Annotated in this window: 16 protein-coding genes; 4 read left to right on the plus strand and 12 right to left on the minus strand. The window is 71.6% G+C overall.

Annotation, left to right across the window (positions count from 1 at the left end; genetic code table 11):
- Window positions 1-103: 103 nt before the first annotated feature.
- On the plus strand, window positions 104-742 hold the full coding sequence (locus MTDSW087_RS22755; RefSeq protein WP_244948400.1) for a catalase: 639 nt from the start codon (window positions 104-106) through the stop codon (window positions 740-742).
- A gap of 44 nt (window positions 743-786) precedes the next feature.
- Here the strand turns inward: MTDSW087_RS22755 and MTDSW087_RS22760 are convergent, their stop codons facing one another.
- A complete protein-coding gene (locus tag MTDSW087_RS22760; RefSeq protein ID WP_144767159.1) occupies window positions 787-2,850 on the minus strand; it encodes a protein meaA in 2,064 nt (687 codons plus the stop codon).
- A 509-nt stretch (window positions 2,851-3,359) separates the two neighbouring features.
- Here MTDSW087_RS22760 and ccrA point away from each other — a divergent pair.
- Entirely contained in the window at window positions 3,360-4,646 is a 1,287-nt protein-coding gene (gene ccrA / locus MTDSW087_RS22765; RefSeq protein ID WP_144767160.1) for a crotonyl-CoA carboxylase/reductase, read from the plus strand.
- A gap of 52 nt (window positions 4,647-4,698) precedes the next feature.
- Here ccrA and MTDSW087_RS22770 read toward each other — a convergent pair whose 3' ends face one another.
- The 11 genes from MTDSW087_RS22770 to MTDSW087_RS22815 form a co-directional block, all read right to left on the minus strand.
- A complete protein-coding gene (locus tag MTDSW087_RS22770; RefSeq protein WP_144767161.1) occupies window positions 4,699-4,935 on the minus strand; it encodes a hypothetical protein in 237 nt (78 codons plus the stop codon).
- A gap of 245 nt (window positions 4,936-5,180) precedes the next feature.
- On the minus strand, window positions 5,181-5,357 hold the full coding sequence (locus tag MTDSW087_RS30375) for a hypothetical protein (protein WP_185156867.1): 177 nt from the start codon (window positions 5,355-5,357) through the stop codon (window positions 5,181-5,183).
- 62 nt (window positions 5,358-5,419) lie between these two features.
- On the minus strand, window positions 5,420-5,749 hold the full coding sequence (locus MTDSW087_RS22775; protein WP_144767162.1) for a BrnA antitoxin family protein: 330 nt from the start codon (window positions 5,747-5,749) through the stop codon (window positions 5,420-5,422).
- Window positions 5,709-5,981 (minus strand): BrnT family toxin, encoded by a 273-nt coding sequence (locus MTDSW087_RS22780; protein WP_144767163.1) that lies wholly within the window; start codon window positions 5,979-5,981, stop codon window positions 5,709-5,711. Before MTDSW087_RS22780 ends, MTDSW087_RS22775 begins: the two co-directional genes overlap by 41 nt.
- A gap of 233 nt (window positions 5,982-6,214) precedes the next feature.
- Entirely contained in the window at window positions 6,215-6,727 is a 513-nt protein-coding gene (gene fae / locus MTDSW087_RS22785) for a 5,6,7,8-tetrahydromethanopterin hydro-lyase (protein ID WP_142583593.1), read from the minus strand.
- A 260-nt stretch (window positions 6,728-6,987) separates the two neighbouring features.
- Complete coding sequence (locus MTDSW087_RS22790) at window positions 6,988-7,815, minus strand: triphosphoribosyl-dephospho-CoA synthase (protein WP_144767164.1); 828 nt, start codon at window positions 7,813-7,815, stop codon at window positions 6,988-6,990.
- On the minus strand, window positions 7,815-8,723 hold the full coding sequence (locus tag MTDSW087_RS22795; protein WP_144767165.1) for an ATP-grasp domain-containing protein: 909 nt from the start codon (window positions 8,721-8,723) through the stop codon (window positions 7,815-7,817). Before MTDSW087_RS22795 ends, MTDSW087_RS22790 begins: the two co-directional genes overlap by 1 nt.
- A 254-nt stretch (window positions 8,724-8,977) precedes the next feature.
- Window positions 8,978-9,949 carry a methenyltetrahydromethanopterin cyclohydrolase gene (gene mch / locus MTDSW087_RS22800; RefSeq protein ID WP_144767166.1) on the minus strand — a complete coding sequence of 324 codons (972 nt, stop codon included), beginning with the start codon at window positions 9,947-9,949 and terminating at the stop codon, window positions 8,978-8,980.
- Complete coding sequence (locus MTDSW087_RS22805) at window positions 9,946-11,088, minus strand: ATP-grasp domain-containing protein (protein ID WP_186383967.1); 1,143 nt, start codon at window positions 11,086-11,088, stop codon at window positions 9,946-9,948. The genes mch and MTDSW087_RS22805 overlap by 4 nt, the downstream gene beginning before the upstream one ends.
- Window positions 11,089-11,356: 268 nt before the next feature.
- The gene (locus tag MTDSW087_RS22810) at window positions 11,357-12,250 is read right to left on the minus strand and encodes an NADP-dependent methylenetetrahydromethanopterin/methylenetetrahydrofolate dehydrogenase (RefSeq protein ID WP_144767167.1); all 894 of its coding nucleotides are present in this window, start codon (window positions 12,248-12,250) and stop codon (window positions 11,357-11,359) included.
- Between the two features lie 194 nt (window positions 12,251-12,444).
- The gene (locus MTDSW087_RS22815) at window positions 12,445-13,437 is read right to left on the minus strand and encodes a beta-ribofuranosylaminobenzene 5'-phosphate synthase family protein (protein WP_238179134.1); all 993 of its coding nucleotides are present in this window, start codon (window positions 13,435-13,437) and stop codon (window positions 12,445-12,447) included.
- Between the two features lie 413 nt (window positions 13,438-13,850).
- Between MTDSW087_RS22815 and MTDSW087_RS22820 the strand changes: the two genes are divergently transcribed.
- Both MTDSW087_RS22820 and MTDSW087_RS22825 read left to right on the plus strand, forming a co-directional pair.
- Window positions 13,851-14,885: a molybdopterin-binding domain-containing protein gene (locus MTDSW087_RS22820; RefSeq protein WP_144767169.1), complete on the plus strand. Its 1,035-nt coding sequence runs from the start codon at window positions 13,851-13,853 to the stop codon at window positions 14,883-14,885.
- A complete protein-coding gene (locus MTDSW087_RS22825) occupies window positions 14,885-16,531 on the plus strand; it encodes a formylmethanofuran dehydrogenase subunit A (RefSeq protein ID WP_144767170.1) in 1,647 nt (548 codons plus the stop codon). Before MTDSW087_RS22820 ends, MTDSW087_RS22825 begins: the two co-directional genes overlap by 1 nt.
- Window positions 16,532-16,675 lie beyond the last annotated feature (144 nt).

The raw sequence follows: 16,675 nt of genomic DNA on the forward strand, positions 1-16,675 counted from the left end.
CCCTCGTCAGCCTGCCCACCCTGGCAGCCTGATCCTCCCGGCCCAAGCCGGTGATCGCGATGGCTCTCAACGAGCTACACCACGCCAAGGGACACGACCCGACATGGTCTTCGTGGTGATCTCGGCGCCGGTCTTCGGCACGCGCACGCCCGCCCAGCTTCTCGAAGCCCTCCGGGTGCGCGCCCCGGGCCCGGATGGCAAGCCGGACGCGGACAGGATCAAGGCCTTCACGACGCAGTATCCGGAGACCACGCGGCAGGCGGCCTGGCTCAATGCGCGGCCGGTGCCGGCGAGCTATGCGGGCGTCGATTACTGGGCGGTGCACGCCTACACGTTGACGAACGCCAAGGGCGACGCGACGGTAGCCAAGCTCAAATTCGTCTCTGCCGACAAGGCCGGCCTCTCGGACGACGAGCTGAAGGCCAAGCCCGAGTCCTTCTACGCCGACGAGCTGAAGGAGCGCCTCGCCAAGGGGCCGGCCCGCTTCGACCTCGTGGCAATCCTGGCCGAGCCCGGCGATCCGACCGCGGACCCGACCGCGACCTGGCCCGAGGAGAGCCGCAAGACCGAGACGCTCGGCACCCTCGCCATCACGGGGATCGAGCCGGACGCCACCTGCGACGCCCGCACCTTCGACCCGGTCGCGGAGCTGCCGGAGGGCGTCGCCGGGCCGGCCGATGATCCGATGTTCGCGATCCGCTCGCCCGCCTACGCCGTCTCGGTCTCGCGCCGAACGAATTGAGGGATGCGGCGGCCCTCCCCGGCGACGGGGAGGGCCCTCCCACCTCAGTACACCTGCCCGGCCGGCTGCGGCTCGGCATGGCCCTTGGCCCGGCCGTCGAGCGACTTCTCCACCACCTTGGCGAGCCCGACCATGATCTGGTCGATGGCGTAGTCCTTCGGGGTGTAGACGGCGCGCACGCCCATGTTCTTGAGGACCAGCTCGTCGTCCGGGGAGATGATGCCGCCGACGACGACGGGGACGTGGTCGAGCCCCGCCTCGCGCATCTTGGCGCGCACCTCCCGCACCAGCGGCACGTGGCTCCCCGACAGGATCGACAGGCCGACCACGTGGGCGCCGGTCTCCTTGGCCTTGGCGACGATCTCGGCGGGCGTCTGGCGGATGCCGTCATAGGTCACGTCGAAGCCGACGTCCCGGGCGCGCAGCGCGATCTGCTCGGCGCCATTGGAGTGGCCGTCGAGGCCGGGCTTGCCGACCACGAGCTTCGGCGTCTCGCCGAGGCGCTCGCCGAGATCGGCGATCAGCAGCTTGGCCTCCTCGGCTGCACCTGAAGAGACGGTCTCCAGGGTCACGCCGGTGGGCGCGCGGTACTCGCCGAAGACCGCGCGGAGCCGCTGGCCCCACTCGCCGGTGGTGACGCCCGCCTTCGCCGCGGCGATGGAGGGCGGCATGATGTTGGCGCCGGAGCGTGCCGCCTGCTCCAGGTCCTCGAGGGCCTTGCCCACCGCCCGCTCGTCGCGTCCGGCGCGCCAGGCCCGGATGCGGGCCTCGGCCTCCATCTCCACGGTCTCGGAGACGGTGAAGATCGCCCCCTCCCCGGCGGTGAGCGGCGAGGGCTCGCCCTGCTGCCACTTGTTGACGCCGACGACGATCTGGTCGCCCTTCTCGATCGCCGCGATGCGGCGGGCGTTCGATTCCACCAGCGCGCGCTTCAGCTCGCCCGCCTCGACGGCGGTGACCGCGCCGCCGATCTCGGCGATGCGTGCCAGCTCGGCCCGGGTCTGCTCCTTCAGCGCCTCGACCTTGGCGTCGATCACCTTCGAGCCGTCGAAGATGTCGTCGTATTCGAGCAGGTCCGTCTCGAAGGCGAGGATCTGCTGCATGCGCATGGACCATTGCTGGTCCCAGGGGCGCGGCAGGCCGAGCGCCTCGTTCCAGGCCGGGAGCTGCACGGCCCGCGCGCGGGCGCGCTTCGAGAGGGTGACGGCCAGCATCTCGATCAGGATGCGGTGGACGTTGTTCTCGGGCTGCTGCTCCGTCAGTCCGAGAGAGTTCACCTGCACGCCGTAGCGGAAGATCCGCTTCTTGGCGTCGGTGATGCCGTAGCGCTCCTGGGCGATCTCGTCCCAGAGCTCGGCGAATGCCCGCATCTTGCAGATCTCGGTGACGAAGCGCATGCCGGCATTCACGAAGAACGAGATCCGGCTGAACACGTCGGAGAAGCTGGCCTCGTCGAAATCCGGGTCGGCGCGCACCGTGTCGAGCACCGCGATGGCGATGGCGAGCGCGTAGGACAGCTCCTGGACCGGCGTCGCCCCCGCCTCCTGCAGGTGGTAGGAGCAGACGTTCATCGGGTTCCACTTCGGCACGTTCTTGGTCGTGAACAGGATCACGTCCTTGGTGAGCCGGAGCGAGGGCGCGGGCGGGAACACGTAGGTCCCGCGCGACAGGTATTCCTTGATGATGTCGTTCTGCGTGGTGCCCTGCAGGGCCGCGATCGGCGCGCCCTGCTCCTCGGCCACCGCGAGGTAGAGCGACAAGAGCCACGGCGCCGTGGCGTTGATCGTCATCGAGGTGTTCATCTGGGCGAGCGGGATCTGGTCGAACAGCGTCCGCATGTCGCCGAGATGCGCGATCGAGACGCCGACCTTGCCGACCTCGCCGCGCGAGAGCTCGTGGTCCGGGTCGTAGCCGGTCTGGGTCGGCAGGTCGAAGGCCACCGAGAGGCCGGTCTGGCCCTTGGCGAGGTTGCCCTTGTAGAGCTTGTTCGATTCCGCCGCCGTCGAGTGGCCCGCATAGGTGCGGATGATCCACGGCTTGTCGCGCCTGATATCCGTCTGGTTGGCGTCCGCCTGCTTGCTCTCGGCGATGGCTGGCTGCCCGCTCATTCTTGTCCGCTCCCATCACAGCCGCGCACCGGCCGCCCCGTCCGGACCTGTCGGGTCCGCCGGCGGGCCGGCACGCCTTTGGGCCCTAACCTAGAGCCGAAAGGCCGAAGACGGAATCGACTTTCCTTAGCTGGGCCCGCGCGTTTTCTTCAACATTGGTCCAAGATGCGCCGGACCGGCCCCTCCCCTCGGGCGGTGCCGGGTGGACGAGCCTAGTCTGGCATAATGTCTACCAGACTTTGCGGCGCGGAATGGCCTGGGCACGGGTATCGGAACCACGAAAGCTGCGGCCGAATAGCCGCTCCATGCGAATAATTCTTCACCTGTCGCCAAAGTCGATTTGAATCCGCAGGGGCTGCGCTGCGGAGAAGGCTGCGAATCGTGTTTTATCCTGCCGTCTTCGCCTTAAGGCCCACTTGGAGGCGTTTCGCATCGCAGCTATAGGCCAGGGCATCGAGAGCGCGGCTTGCATGAGAACCGCGCCGGACGACCCTGCGAGGAGAGCGACCATGGCAGCCAGCGCGGCAGTGCAGACGGGCACGGAGGTCAAGGACCTCTACGAGATGGGCGAGATCCCGCCGCTCGGGCACGTGCCGGCCAAGATGTATGCCTGGGCGATCCGGCGCGAGCGCCACGGACCGCCGGAGCAGTCCCACCAGCTCGAAGTGCTGCCGGTCTGGGAGATCGGCGACGACGAGGTGCTGGTCTACGTCATGGCCGCGGGCGTCAACTACAACGGCGTCTGGGCGGGCCTCGGCGAGCCGATCTCGCCCTTCGACGTGCACAAGGGCGAGTACCACATCGCGGGCTCGGACGCCTCCGGCATCGTCTGGAAGGTCGGCGCCAAGGTGAAGCGCTGGAAGGTCGGCGACGAGGTCATCGTCCACTGCAACCAGGACGACGGCGACGACGAGGAGTGCAACGGCGGCGACCCGATGTTCTCGCCGACCCAGCGCATCTGGGGCTACGAGACGGGCGACGGCTCCTTCGCGCAGTTCTGCCGGGTGCAGTCGCGCCAGCTCATGCACCGGCCCAAGCACCTCACCTGGGAGGAGGCGGCCTGCTACACGCTGACGCTCGCCACCGCCTACCGCATGCTGTTCGGCCACGCCCCCCACACGGTGCGGCCCGGCCAGAACGTGCTGATCTGGGGCGCCTCCGGCGGTCTCGGCGTGTTCGGCGTGCAGCTCTGCGCGGCGTCGGGCGCCAACGCCATCGCGGTGATCTCGGACGAGTCGAAGCGCGACTACGTGATGAGCCTCGGCGCCAAGGGCGTCATCAACCGCAAGGACTTCGATTGCTGGGGCCAGCTGCCGAAGGTGAACTCGCCTGAGTTCCACGCCTGGACCAAGGAAGCGCGCAAGTTCGGCAAGGCGATCTGGGACATCACCGGCAAGGGCAACGACGTCGACATCGTCTTCGAGCATCCGGGCGAGGCGACCTTCCCGGTCTCGGCCCTGGTGGTGAAGCGCGGCGGCATGGTGGTGTTCTGCGCCGGCACCACGGGCTTCAACATCACCTTCGACGCCCGCTACGTCTGGATGCGGCAGAAGCGCATCCAGGGCTCGCACTTCGCCCATCTGAAGCAGGCCTCGGCCGCGAACCAGTTCGTGCTCGACCGGCGCATCGACCCCTGCATGAGCGAGGTCTTCCCCTGGGACAAGATCCCCCAGGCGCACACCAAGATGTGGAAGAACCAGCACCCGCCGGGCAACATGGCCTGCCTCGTCAACTCGCCGCGCGCGGGTCTGCGCACGGTCGAGGACGTGATCGAAGCGGGTCCGCTCAAGCGCTGAGACCCTCAGCCGGCCGGCGCCAGGACGGCGCCGGCCGTGATGCCCCGGCAGCTCAGCGCGCGACGGGCCGGCCGTGATGCGGGCGGGTCGAGCCGGAGAGAGCGGGCTCCGCCTGCTGACCTTGCGCCGGCTGGACCGTCCCGTAGGCGAGCGCCGGCGCGGCGCTGTAGCCGAGCGTGGACGTGGCCGGCAGGCCGCCGGGCGAGATATAGGTCTGGGCGAGCGCGGCGCCGGCCGGCAGGGTCAGGGCTGCGGCGAGCGCGGCGGCGCGGAGCGATGAGCGCGGCATGCTGCGATCCTTCGGGGTTCCGGCGCCTCCGGGCGCCGTCGATGGACCCGAGATGGGATGCGGCCGCCCTGCCCGAGGTGCGTTGCGGCACGTCGCACTGCCGCTCCTTATCGTGACGTCCAGCCCTTTCCGACGCGCATTCTAGACCATTTTCCATGATCCCTGGATCACGGAAAATGGTCTATCTCATTGATTGTGCCGCATTTTCTTTCGCGGAACCGGCAACCACTTCCGCGGAAAATGCTCTAGCGCCGCCGCGTCTCGTCCTGCGGCAGGTGGCGGGCGTAAGTCTCCTGCTTCGCCTCGCGCTCCTTGATCAGGTCGGCATAGGCCTGCCGCATCTCCGGCGACACCGCCACCGACTTGCCCTTCATGGGCTTGCGCTTCGGCGCCTTCTTGAAGGTGTTGTCGCTCTCGGCCACGGCTGATCCCTCTCGATGCCGCAGGGAGCATAGCGCCGCCGCGCGACGGGCGCGAGAAGGTCTCAGCCTGCGCGAAGGCGTTCGCTCTCGCGCTTCAGGATGTCGTTGATCCGGGTCTGCCAGCCTGGCCCCGTCGCCTTGAAGGCCGCGATCACGTCCGGATCGAGCCGAAGCGCGGTCAGCACCTTGCGCTGGTCGGAACGTGGGCGGCCGCGGCGGCGCGCGAGGCCCTCCCCGTTTCCCGGTTCGCCGCCTGCCAGCATCTCATCGGTCAGTTCGGGGATCTCCTCGTATTCCTCCGGCTGGATGACATGCGCATCGACGCGCGCCAGATCTGTCGCGCCAATGAGATCAGCGGAGATAGGGGGCGTAGCGGATCTGTTCGCGCTCATTCGCCTTCCTCATGGAGATCACGTGGCGGTCGTTCCCGCGGAGTGTCCAGATCACGACAACCATCCGGCCGGCGATTCGTCCGATCGTCATGATGCGAAGCTCGCCGTATTCATGGCGACGATCCTCGACACTGTAGCTCGGATTGTCGAAAACGATCTCCGCATCGAGGAAGTCGAGGCCGCGCTCGGCTAGCGTCTTCTCCCGCTTCGCCGGATCGAAGGTGATCGCCATTCAGGATGTGCCGGAAGGCCCGATCGCGTCAAGAATTTTCGTATCGACAATAAATAGTGGCGGTCCAGATGCCGCCTCGCCCTGCCATCGGCCACGCCCGAAACAGGAAACGGGACGGCTTTCGCCGTCCCGTCCGGAGCCTCGCCCTAGCGGCCGAGGAAGATGGATGCCAGTCGCTGGAGCAGGCCCCGCGGTGCGGGCGGAGGCTCGCTCTGCCCAGGACTGTCCCCGATCTAAGCGTTCGCCGCGAAGGGGTGCTGGGCCGAGTTGCGCTGCTCGGTGACCGTGGCGGCCTTCGGCTCGCCGTTCACGGCGCGCTGGATCGAGAGCTTGGTGGCCTCGTAGTTGTACTTCTGGATCTTGGCGTCGTCGGCCGCTTCCCAGTGGATGAACACGCCGACCAGGATGTACAGGTCGTCGGCCTCGTCGGCCGGGATGATGCCCTCGGCGACGGCATCCTGCACGGCCTTGGCGACGCCGTGCTGGGCGGGGCCGAACATCTGGACGGCCTGACGGGCGTCGTTGATGGTGACCTTGTTGAACATCAGGGTGTTCGGCTTGCACGGCAGGTTCGGCGCGATGACCGCGAGCAGGCTGGTGAAGCCGTGCTTGTTGTTCACGAGGCCGTTGCAGAAGGCCGACTCGGCCGGCGAGCCGCGCGGTCCGATGATGAGGTCGATGTGGGCGACCTCGTTGCCGTCGCCGACGAGAGCCTCGCCGACCTGAACCTTGGTGATCTTTGCCATTCGGGGTCTCTCCCTGGATTCCAACCTATAGGGGCTGCGGCCTGGGGCGAACCGCAGCCGGGAAGCCATCCTTGTTTGCGACGCGCGGATCCGTGTCGGTCCGCACTGGTTAGCCCGGATAGCGGCGCGGACCCTACAGCGGGGCCCTGTCCCTCACAACCCTGCGCAAGGCGCTGAAATCGATAAATTATTGCGGCGCTCGACGCCGATTGGCACGGAACTTTTCACGAGGCCGGGCGAGGGGTGCGCGTGCGCCCCCGTCAAGCCCCTTTCGCGGCGTCGAGGGCGTCGGCGAACAGGGTCGCGACGGTGAGGTCGGCGCTGGTGCCGGGATTGATGCCGCGCGCCTTCAGGCTCCGGTCGAAGGCGAGGAGCGGCTCGACCGCCGCGGGGCCCGGCTCGATCCGGTCGCGCAGCGCCTGCGCCTCCCGGCGGACCGCCTCGGCGATGTCGGGCCCGTGCTTGCGCAGGACGTGGCTGTCGGGGAGGTCCGACAGGTAGGCGAGGTGGACGGTGGTCGTGCACCAGGTCGCCTCGCGCCCCGCCGCGCGGGCGGCGGCCAGCGCCGGGCGGCCGATCCGGTCGATCTCGGCGAAGCCGGTGACGTAGGCGCGCGCGATCGCGTCGCGGGAGGCCGCCTCCGCCATGGCGTCGCGCAGCGACGGCGGCGACGCGCCCGCCACGTCGTGGCGTCCCGCCCGGCCGAGCCCGCCGGGATTGGCCCGGCGGATCGCGGCGAACACGTCCCGCGCATCGGCCGCGTCGAGGGCGGCGAGGGTCGCCGCGACCCCCTCCCCGCGCTCGGCCGCGCGGGCGAGCGGCGCGCAGAGCAGCAGGATGCCGAGATTGGTGTTCTGGCCCACCGCCGCGTACGTGGCCTCGACCCCGCCGAGCACGCGGGCGCCGACCCGGGCCCCGCCCCGCGCGAGCGCGGGAGCCGAGACCTCGGCGCTGGTCAGGAAGTCGGCCACCTCCATGCGGTGGCCGGAGGCGTAGGCGTGGACGTTGCCGGGCTTCAGCGCGTCGAGCTCGGCGAGGCAGGCCGCCCGGTAGAGCGTCGCGATCAGGGCGGGCGCGAGCCCCGGCATCAGGCCACGACCAGACGCGGCCGGTGGGCGCCGCGCATGGCGGCGAGGAAGCCGCGGCAGACCGCGCCGGCGATGTCGGTCTCGCAGACCTTCTGCAGGCCGGACCAGGCCGGCATCGAGTTCACCTCCAGCACGAGGAAGCCGCCCTCCCCGTCCTCGACGAGGTCGACGCCCGTATAATCGACCCCGACCGCGGCGGCGGCGGCCTCGGCGAGCTCGGCGGCGCGCGGCGGCATCGCCCAGGCGAGCGGCCGGCCGCCCCGGTGCACGTTGGTGATCCAGCCGTCGCCCTCGCGGATCATGCCCGCGATGGCCCGGCCCTCGCAGACGAAGACGCGGTAGTCGCGCCAGAGCCCGTCGGCGCGCGGCACGTAGCGCTGCAGGTAGTAGACGCGGGAGACGGCGGCCTCGTCGGGCAGGTCCTCGCCGCGCTCGATCAGCATCAGCCCTTCCCCTTGCGAGCCGAACAGGGGCTTCAGCACCAGCGGCCGGCCGGGGCCGGCCTCGCGGGCGACGCATTCGGCCGCGGCCTCGCGCTTGGAGAAGACCCAGGTCTGCGGGGTGGGCAGGCCGGCCCGGGCGATGAGCAGCGAGGTCGCCGCCTTGTCCACCGAGCGCTCGATCGCGACCGGGTGGTTCCAGACGGTGACGCCCGAGGCGACGAGGGCGTGCAGCACGCCGAGCCGCATGGTGGTGGCCTCGAAGGTGCCGCCCGCGATGGTGCGGAGCAGGACGCCGTCCGGCAGGGAATCGGCAAAGCCCGGCACCCGCAGGGGCTCGCCGCCGCCCGTCACCACGGCGACGTCGGCGAGCGAGAACAGCACCGGCTCGACGCCGAGCGCCCGCAATCCCGCCAGGAGGCGGCTCTTGTGCCAGGTGCCGTTGTCGGCCGCGAGCCCGATGCGCATGGGTGGTTCCAAAATCCGCAACATCTCCCTCCCCTCTGCAGGGGAGGGTGGCCCCCGAGGGGGGGCGGGAGAGGGGAGCGCGGCTTCAGAGAAGAGGCGTCACGTCGATGCCGAGCGCCATCCTGCCCCGTCGCTCCCCTATCTCGCCTCGCATCCGCGAGGCTCCCTCCCCCCATCCGAGCCGGGCCTGCCCGACTTGGCCACGGGCAAGCGGATCTCGGGCAAGCCCGGGATCCGTGGGGGCAGGTCGGGGTTCAGGCGAACGACGCCTCGACGAGGCTCGGCTCGAGCCGGCCGCCGCGGAAGGTCGCGCCGGTGCGCACCGAGGTGACGATCGCCTCGGCCGGCGAGAACAGGGCGCCGTCGATCTTGTAGAAGTCGCCGTTCACCTTGGCGAAGATGTCGGCGAAGGGCGCGCCGTGATCGCTCGACGTGGTCGAGGGGAGCTGCTCGGCGAGCTGCTTCGCGTCGGCATCGTCGGCGTCCACGAAGAGCTGCACCCGGCCGCCATAGATGATGGCGTCGTTGGTGCGGCCCATCGCCTTGATGAAGTCCGGGTGCGGCGGCGAGAGCGGCGCCGAGCCGATGCCGTCGACGATGGCGTGCAGGTCGAAGCCCACCGTATGCGCCTTGTGCAGCGCCACCTCCAGCACGCGGGCGACCACCTGGGTCGCGCCCGCGAGCGACTGCGTCGGCGCGAAGATGAAGGTCAGCCCCTCGGGCGCGACGCCGGTGGCCTCGGCGACCTTGGCGACGACGTTGGCGGGCGGGCCGCTCGCGGCCTCCAGCACCAGGGCGGTGGCCTGCGCGGAATCCTTGTAGCCGAGCTCCTTGTAGAGGTCCTCGACCACGGCGACGGCGCGGCCGGGGCCCGACCCCAAGGCGAAAAAGCCGGAATCGCCGGTCTCGTCGGCGAGGCTCCAGCCGGCATACTGGCTGCCGAGGCAGGCGAGGACGGGATCGGCCGCGTGCACCACCACCGAGTTCGGCCAGGCCGCGATCGGCCCGGTCGGGCTGATGCTCACGGTGCCGAGGCCGCCCAGGCAGATCTCCGCGATGCGGCGCCCCGCCTCGATCGAGCCGCGGACATTGGCGCCGGCATCGACCATGCGGGCGCCGCCGGCCTCCTGGCGCACGTCGAGGCGCAGCCACCCGGCATCGGCGACGAGGCGCTCCACGAGGGGCGCGGCGAGGGCGTTGATGCTCGGGTAGTGTGGGGTGCTCATCCTGGGGCGTCCTCCTGCGCGATTGCGGCGCGCAACGCGGCGATCCGCGTCCGCAGCCTGTCCTTGGTGGCGCCGGTCTCCGGCCCCGTGGCGAGCACGGTGCAGAGCGGCGCGTCCCGCCGCACCGCGGTGCCGGGGCGGGGACGGTCGCGCACGTGCGCGGGCCAGGCGAAGGCCGGCACGGGCGCGAAGTCACGGCCCGCGTAACAGATCTCCGCGGCTGCCGCATCAACAGGATCGGGGTCGGGCGCCGGCATTTTTCCGAGACTCGCGGCGATATGGGCGCCGAGCAGCGGGCTCGCGCGCCGGTCGAGTACGTCGAGCGTGGCGCCGGGGCGCGGGTTGATCTCGGTGAGCCACCATCTGTCCTCGGCGATGAGGCAATCGGCGCTGGCGAGACCTTTGAGCCCCGTCCGCGCGACGAGCCGGGCCATGGCCGCCGCGATCTCCGCGCGGATGGCGGGCGGCACGGGATCGGGTTCGTCCCTCCCCCGCGCCAGCGCGCCGCCGTAGCGGAAGGGGCGCAGGCGGGAGGGCGCGCACCATTGCTCGGTGAGCGCCAGGACGCGGATCTCCCGGCCGTCCGAGAGGAGGTTCAGGGCGTGCGGCCGGCCCGGCACCCGGGCCTGGAAATAGGCGCCCGGCGGCGCGCTGCCCCGGCCGGCCCGGCGGATATGGCTGCCGCCCGAGCCGCCGACCCGCTTGCACAGCCAGCTCTCCGGATCCGCCACCGGATCGAGGCGCACAGCAGGATGCGGGATGGCGAGCTCGGCGCAGAGGGCGGCGAGCCGCAGCGGGTCCTTCAACTGGGCTACCGTGTCCGGCGCGGCGCCGAGGAGGGGAAAGCGGGCGGCGATGGCCGCCATCAGATCCGGCGCCCCCTCGAAGCCGCTGCCGAGCACCACGCCGAGCGGGCGCGTCCCGGCCTGCGCGGCGAGGTCGTCCAGGGCGGCGAGGACGGCCCCGCCCCCGATCCGTCCCGAGCCGAACGCGCCCGGAAGCGGGCGATGGGCCTCGGCGATCTCCAGGGTGTCGGCGTCGCCGAACAGGTCGGCCACGAACGGGCGGAGGCCAGCCCGGCGCGCGGCCTCGGCCAGCGCCCGGCCGGACTGGGCGGCGATGAGGATCGCTTCGGTCACGGCTTTCTCTTCCGCCCCCACCAAAGTGCGGAGGACGGCGCCCGAGGCCCGGGGGAGAGCCTCGACGGGCTATGCTCCCATGCGGGCTTGCCCATTCAGACGTCGCCTTCAAGGGCCGAATTCAGGGATGATGTGCGCGGCTTCCCCTCCCCCTTGCGGGGAGGGGCCAGGGGTGGGGGTGGCCCAGGAGGCGCCGCCCCGCTCGATCCTGCGCCACCCCCACCTCCGGCTCCTCCCCGCAAGGGGGAGGAGAGCGCCGGGAAGCGTCTCAGCCCGTCACCTCGACGGCGAGCTCGTAGGCGTCGCGGAAGTCGAGGCAGAGGGGCTGGTCGGCCTGGAGCATGCGGCGGAACAGGCGGCACTGGGTCTGGTACTTCACATTGCCGACCGCGAGCGCGCCGATGCCGACGCCCTTGCCGGTGGGCAGGGGCACGTCCACCGCGTTCACGTCGATGCCGGCGATGCCGGCCGGCGGCACGGCGTTGACGTCGGAGGCCACCAGCAGACCCGGCGCGGATTCGAGGTCCTCGGCCGAGAGGATCGGGATGCCGGCGGGGCCGGCCGAGAGGATCACGTCGGCATCGGCGATCGCCCGGCGCCGGTCCTCGGGCGTGGTGCCGTCCACCGCGCCGACCTCGATGCCGAAGCGCCACTTCATGGTGAAGGCGATCTTCGAGACGCGCTCCTCGCCGTCATGACCGACGAGCACGGAATGCGCCCCCTCCAGCGCGCCGATCACCGCCGCCACGTAGGCGACGACGCCGGCGCCGCCGAAGATCACGATGCGCTTGCCCTTGAGATCGGTGCCGTGCTTCTCGCGCAGCGCCCGGGAGACCTGCGCCACCATCGCGGCGCCGGTGGTGAAGGAGCCGGCCGGGTCGGCGAAGATGTGGTTGGCGAAGGGGGGCACGAAGGCCTTCTTGGCCCGGTCCACCATGTCGAGGGCGTCCTCGGCGTTCTTGCCGCCGATGAAGATGCCGGTGCGCACCCCGTCCTCGGGGGCGCGGGAGAAGATCGAGTCCTGGGTCAGCGAGACCACGTCGGGCAGCGTCACGTCGGTATAGGTGACGATGGTCTCGAACCCGGCATCGACCGCCATGTTCACGTCGAAGGGGCTCATGTGCTTGAGCGGCGTGAGCATGTGCAGGATCGAACGGGCCATGGTCGTCTCCTCGTGGTCCTCGGGCGTTGGCTGCCCTTCAGGTGCCTCCCGCGGAACGCCGGCCTCGCCGTCGCCCGGGCTCCGGCTGTCCGGAGTCGCGTGAGGGCCCCTTACATATCGCGCGAATCCTTAAGCCGAGCTTCGGTGCAAGCCTAGCGCCCGCCGATGCAACCCCTCCTTGCGGGCCCGCGGGATCAATCCGTCGCGATCGTGGCCCCCGCATTGCGCCCGCTCGCCACGATGAAGCGCAGGCGCCCCTCCCCGCGGGAGCGGGCCTCGAGGTCGGCGACCAGGGTCCGCGCCTCGGCCTCGCCCGGCAGCAGGGCGAAGCCGGTCGGCCCCCAGGAGCTCTGGCCGTAGCCGGCGATGCCGAGCGCCGCCACCCGGGCGAGCGCCTCGGCCACCGCCGGGCTGGCGTAGCGCCCGCCCTGGTGGGGCGCGAAATGGTCGCCGACGAGGCGCTGGATCGCCGTGATGCCGGCCCCGAAGGCCTCCCGCTCGGCGATGACGGCGGCGGGCATCACCTGCATCAGCACGATGCGGCAGATCTCGGCGGCCTGCCCCTCCGGAAAGCGCGGCAGGTCGCGGAAGGCCTCGACCTCGCGGGCGCCGTGCACGCCGACGAGGCCGTCGTCGAGGATCAGCACGATCCGCCACGCCTCCGGATAGGGGATGCGCGCGATCACCGGCGGCGGCGCGCCCGTGGCGTCGCGCCCGCCATCGACGATCAGGCCGCCCTCGGTGAAGGCGCGCAAGCCCACGCCCGAGCGGTTGCCGCGGTCGAGGGCGTTCGAGAAATCCTCCGGCGAGAACGGGCGGCCGTTGAGCCGGGCGAGCGCCGCGGCCACTGCGAGGGCGAGCTGCGTGCCCGAGCCGAAGCCGGCATGGGGGGGAATCGCCTGCGCCACCCGCACCCGCATCGCCGGCGCCACGCCGAGATGGCCGGCCGCCGCGCGGATATAGCCGAGCACGCGCCTCGCCTCCGGGCCCTCGGCCTCGGCGTCAGCGGCGGGCTCGGCGGTGAGGTGGAGCGTCGGCGCGTCGATGGCGAGCCCGATGCTGCCGAAGCGGCGGCCGAGGCCGCCATGCAGGTCGAGGAAGCCGAAATGCAGCCGGGCCGGCGCCTCGACCGCCACGCGCGCGGCCGGCCCCGCGGCGTCATCGCTCCGGCTCGGCAGCTCAGGCACCCGGTCCCTCCTCGCACATTGGAAACGGCGTCGGATCGTCCCGCCCGGACGACGGTGGCCCGCGCATCGATAGCGGCCCGGCCGGCGCCGATACGCCAAGGCGCGGCGCGCGCGCCGGTTCCGGCCGACGGGTCCGGGCTTCTCACATGCCGCCCGCGCCGGGGCAACCGCGGGTCGCGACCGGGCCGCGACGGGGATTTCGACGCGCGGGGGCCTTGCCTGCCGGCGCCGGCCGATGCAAACCTGCCGGTCAAGGCGGCCCGGATGCCGTCCGCTCAGGCGCATGGCGCGGGCGGGCAGGCCATTCCGGCACGGCGGACTCGACCAGTCCCGCCGGCATCGGTCTTAGGCGACCGCCCCCGCGCATCCGGTTCGATGCGCGCCGCGAAAACCAAAAATACACGCGAGGGTGGATGGCAGCCTGGGTCAAGGGTGGCGCGACCGACGCGGACGGCGCCGTGACGGCGGCCGCAGCGATTCTGTCGGCCGCGCGCACGCCGGTCTTCGCCGGCCTCAACGCCGAGGTGGCGGCGCTCCGCGCCGCCTATCGTCTCGCCGGACGGATCGGCGCCTCGGTCGACAGTCTCGGCGGGGACGCCACCTATGCCGAGCTCGGCGCCCTCGCCCGGGTCGGCGCCATGACCTCGACGCCGGCCGAGGTGATCGGCCGGGCCGACGCGGTCCTCGTCGTCGGCGACCGCCCGCTCCAGACGCCCCTCCTCGAAACCGTGCGCGCCACGCAGCCGAGCCGCGGCCGGGCGGCGGGCGCGGCCCGCGCCGTGCACCATCTCGCGGGCGGCGCGAGCCTGCCGGTCGCCATCGCGCATCTGCGCGCCCATGCCCGCGGGCATCTCGACACCGATCCCGCCCTGCTGACGATCGCCCGCGCCCTCGCCGGGGCGCTCTACGGCGCCGTGCTCTACGAGCCGGGCGAGGTCGGCGCGCCCGGCATCGAGATGCTGCAGGGCCTCGTGATGGACCTGAACGAGGCCACGCGCTGCTTCACCCTGCCCCTGTCGGGGGCGGACCAGGACCGCGCCGCCCTCCAGGTGGCGGCCTGGACCACGGGCCAGGCCATCCGCACCGGCTTCGGCCGGCGCGTGCCCGAGCACGATCCCTGGCGCTTCGATTCCGGGCGCCTCGCCGCCTCGGGCGAGGCCGACGCCGCGCTCTGGCTCGCGAGCCTGCCGGCGCCCGCGCCTGCCTGGCTCTCCGGCCTGCCGAGCGTCGCCCTCGTCTCCGGCGATGCCGATCCCGGCGCCGCCGAGGTGGTGATCCAGGTGGGCGAGCCCGGCCAGGAGGTCGGCGGCGTGCTCTGGAATGCCGGGCGCGCCGCCCTGAGCTACCGGGCGCCCGCCGCGCCCGCCGAGCGGCCCTCGGCCGCCGACATCATCGACCGCATCGCCGCGGCCGTCACCGACCGCAACGCCGCGAGGAAGGCTTCCTGATGCTGATCCGGATCCAGGGCGGCCGGGTCGTCGATCCCACCGCGAACCGCGACGCGGTCGGCGACGTCTGGGTCGAGGACGGCCGCATCGTCCCCCCGAGCGACCGCAAGCCCGACCAGACCCTCGACGCGACCGGCTGCGTGGTGATGGCGGGCGGCGTCGAGGTGCACTCGCACATCGCGGGCGGCAACGTCATCACCTCGCGCCTGCTGCTGCCCGAGCTCTACGTGAGCGAGGCGGCGCCCGAGGGCCATCCCTTCGCCCATGCCGGCGGAGCGGCCGGCTGGATCGGCGCGACCTATGCGCGGATGGGCTACACCACCGCCGTCGAGCCGGCGATGCCGCCGGTCCAGGCGCTGGCGACCCAGCTCGAACTCGCCGACATCCCCCTGCTCGACCGCGGCGCGCTCACCGTGATGGGCAACGACGACCAGCTCCTGCAGATCCTGCGGGACGGCGAGGGCAAGGCGGCGGTGCGCGACCTCGTGGCGCTCAACGTCGCGACCTCGCGGGGGCTCGGCGTCAAGTGCATCAACGCGGGCGGCGCCTCGGCCTTCAAGGACGGCGCGCTGCGGCTCAGCCTCGACGACGAGATCCCCTGCTACGGGCTCTCGACGCGCAAGATCATGGGCGCGCTCCTCGACGCGGTCGAGGAGATCCGCGTGCCGCACCCGCTCCACGTCCATTGCAACAATCTCGGGCTCCCCGGCGCCGACGATTCCTTCGTCGCGACGCTCGATGCGGCGGAAGGCCGGCGCATCCACTTCGCCCACGCCCAGTTCTACGCCTACGGGGTGGTGGATCCCGAGAACCCGATGACCGGCGGCTTCCGCTCGGCGGCAAGGCGCATCACCGACGCGGTGATGGCGAACCCCAACGCGACCCTCGATATCGGGCAGGTGGTGTTCGGCCAGACCGTCACGGTGTCGCTCGACATCCTGCGCCAGTTCGGCGGCCGCAAGGGCGCCAAGCCCAAGAAGTGGGTGCTGAACGCGGGCGATGCCGAAGGCGGCGGCGTGGTGCCCTTCCTCTACCGGCCGAAGGGCCCGGTCAGCTCCCTGCAATGGGCGATCGGCCTGGAGATCATGCTGCTCTCAGGGGACCCCGAGCGCACCATCCTCACCACCGACCACCCGAATGGCGGCCCCTTCACGCAGTACCCGCGCATCATCCACCTGCTGATGAGCAAGGAGGAGCGCGACCGCGAGATCGCCGCGCTGCCGGGCGTGGTGACGGAGCGCTCGGAACTCGCCGCGCTGGAGCGCGAATACACCCTCTCCGAGATCGCCCAGCTCACCCGCTCCGGCCCGGCCAAGCTCCTGGGGCTGACCGACCGCGGCCACCTGCGCGCCGGGGGACGGGCCGACATCGCGGTCTACCGCGACGATCCCGACCGCACGGCGATGTTCACGGCGGCGAAATACGTGCTCAAGGACGGCGACGTCATCGTCCGGGACGGCGAGGTCGTGACCTGGCGCCAGGGCAAGTCGCTCTCGCTCACCGTCGAATCCGACAAGGCGATGGAGCGGCGCACCGAGACCTACCTGCAGGACCGCTACGGCCAGGGCCTCGACAGCTTCGCGGTGCCCGACGCCGCCTTCGCGGCCAAGGGCCCGGTCTTCGAGGACGTGGCATGCCGGGCCTGATGGCCAGGGCGCCGAGCCTTCCCCTCCCCCTTGCGGGGAGGGGCCAGGGGTGGGGGTGGTGCAGGAGGCACCGCCGCGATCCATCCTGCGCCACCCCCACCTCCACCTCCTCCCCGCAAGGGGGAGGAGAGCGCCGCCGACGGC

Source organism: Methylobacterium dankookense (genome assembly GCF_902141855.1).
Classification (GTDB): domain Bacteria; phylum Pseudomonadota; class Alphaproteobacteria; order Rhizobiales; family Beijerinckiaceae; genus Methylobacterium; species Methylobacterium dankookense.